The organism is Streptomyces sp. NPDC093149 (genome assembly GCF_044754145.1).
GTDB lineage: Bacteria > Actinomycetota > Actinomycetes > Streptomycetales > Streptomycetaceae > Streptomyces.
The window spans coordinates 1-2114 of record NZ_JBIVON010000007.1 but is presented as its reverse complement, the minus strand read 5'-3'; the positions used below and the strand labels follow the sequence as shown (position 1 = coordinate 2114).

1 protein-coding gene and 1 pseudogene are annotated in these 2114 nt (G+C 73.1%); both read left to right on the top strand.

From position 1 onward, the window contains the following. Positions 1 to 439: 439 nt before the first annotated feature. Positions 440 to 1072, top strand: coding sequence for a winged helix-turn-helix domain-containing protein (locus tag ACIQCZ_RS21470; RefSeq protein ID WP_402284209.1), 633 nt, complete (start codon positions 440 to 442; stop codon positions 1070 to 1072). Between the two features lie 392 nt (positions 1073 to 1464). Then, positions 1465 to 2114 (top strand): annotated as a pseudogene (locus tag ACIQCZ_RS21465) (hypothetical protein); the annotation flags it as partial.

The window sequence follows — 2114 nt, the reverse complement described above, 5'->3', positions numbered from 1 at the left end:
GTGCCCCGGGTTTTTCTCGCCCCCCCGGGCCCCCGGGGGGGGGCCCCCCCCCCCGGGGGCGCCCCCCCCCCCCCGCCCCGGGGGGGGGGGCCCCCCCCCGGCGGGCCCCCCCCCCCCTCTGCGCCTCCGCCGCCCCGCGGACCCGCCTCCCGAGCAGGTGAGGAACGTAACGCCAAGGGTCCGTATCGACGGCTGAGAGAGGCCTGCTGCGCCGTCACGTTCTCTGGTTCAATGGGGGCATGGCCAGCATCCAGCACACCTCGACAGGTCGCAGCGACCTCGAACCGTTCTGGCCGTCCCGTCAGCATCACGACTTCGACCGGGTGTGTTGCCGCGCGTTGAACGCGCAGGCCCTCTAAAGCCGCTCACCCCGGCCTTCGGTCCGCGCGCCAGTAAGTCCGTCCCCCGACGACTCCTTCGCGCGAAAGAGCTGACCCTCATGGCAAACACCGACACCTTCTCCGCCGCAGCCGCTGCCGCTGCCGCTGCCACCGCGGCGTCTCCGGCGACCGCTGCGGCCACCGCCTCCGCCCGCCCGCTCCCCCCCAACCGCCACCGGCTGCGCGCCGTCGCCCCCGACGAGGTCGTCCAGCTGGCCGATGTGGCTGAATTCCTGCCGCCGGGTGCCACCTGGCTCCCCGCACCGCAGCACACCCTTCCGGCGCTGCCGGGCCGCCCGCCGATGATCGGCTACCTGGTGCTCGTACCGGCCGACCAGCAGCCGGCCGTCACCGCGGCCACCGCCGCGGCAGCCCAGTACGTGGTGCCGTCGCCGGTGAAGGACCCGGTCGCGGGTCCGGTGCGCATCGACCCCGTACAGCGCGTCGCCGCGGTCGACGGGAACACGCTCGACCTCACCTTCCTGGAGTTCGAGCTGCTCGCCCACCTCGTCGCGCACCCGCACCGGGTGCACACCCGCGATCAGTTGGTAACCACGGTCTGGGGTTACGGGCATGTGGGCGACGGACGGACCGTGGACGTCCATGTCGCCCGGCTGCGCCGCAAGCTGGGCGCCGAGCACCGCCGGACGATCCAGACGGTGCGGCGCGTCGGCTACAAGTACGCCCCCTGAGGCCCGTCACCGTACGCAGCCACGCACAACGCTCGGTCGGATTCCTGCTCTCAGCTGCGCGTATCGGGCCCGTGCCGAGCGGCAGCCCGCTCGGCCTCCGCTCGGCAGTCCCCCGGTGAGGTCGCGTGCCTCCAGGGTCTCCTGGGTCTCCTGGCGCTCTTCACACCGGCCGGTTTCGCCGACCGGAATCGGTTCGGGCCCCGGGAGACATGGCCGTCTTCAGGGAAGCCCTTGGCCAGGGCTGGGGCGCGAGTGGCCACCTGCGGGGAGTGTCCACAGGCCGCCGTCAGCTGAGTCCGGTCACGTCGGCGTCACGCCGCGGTGATGCCCGGCACCCCACGCTGGCTGATGCAGGCAAGCGCAAACCCGCTTTCGAACGCAAGGAATCCACCATGATGAGAAGCATTCGGCAAGGAATTCCCCGCATCATCGGCGCGTCGTGCTTGGCCGCGGCCCTCGCGGGCGGCGTAGGCGCGACAAGCGCCGCAGCAGCGCCTCAGACCCCGCCAACGGCCCCGTCCGCAGTCTGCAATCGGTTCCAGCCACAGTTCTGCAACGGCAACGTCCTCCAGCAGGGCGCACAGACCGGCCGCGGCGGCGGCAACGTCCTCCAGCAGGGAGCCCAGACGGGCCGCGGCAATGGCAACGTCCTGCAGCAGGGTGCGCAGACCGGCCGGGGCGGCGGCAACGTCCTCCAGCAGGGTGCGCAGACCGGTCGCGGCGGCGGCAACGTCCTCCAGCAGGGCGCACAGACCGGCGGCAACGGCAACGTCCTGCAGCAGGGCGCACAGACCGGCCGCGGCGGCGGCAACGTCCTCCAGCAGGGCGCCCAGACCGGCGGCAACGGCAACGTGCTGCAGCAGGGCGCACAGACCGGCGGCAACGGCAACGTCCTCCAGCAAGGCGCCCAGACCGGCGGCAACGGCAACGTCCTCCAGCAGGGCGCGCAGACCGGCCGCGGCGGCGGCAACGTCCTCCAGCAAGGCGCCCAGACCGGCGGCAACGGCAACGTGCTGCAGCAGGGCGCACAGACCGGCGGCAA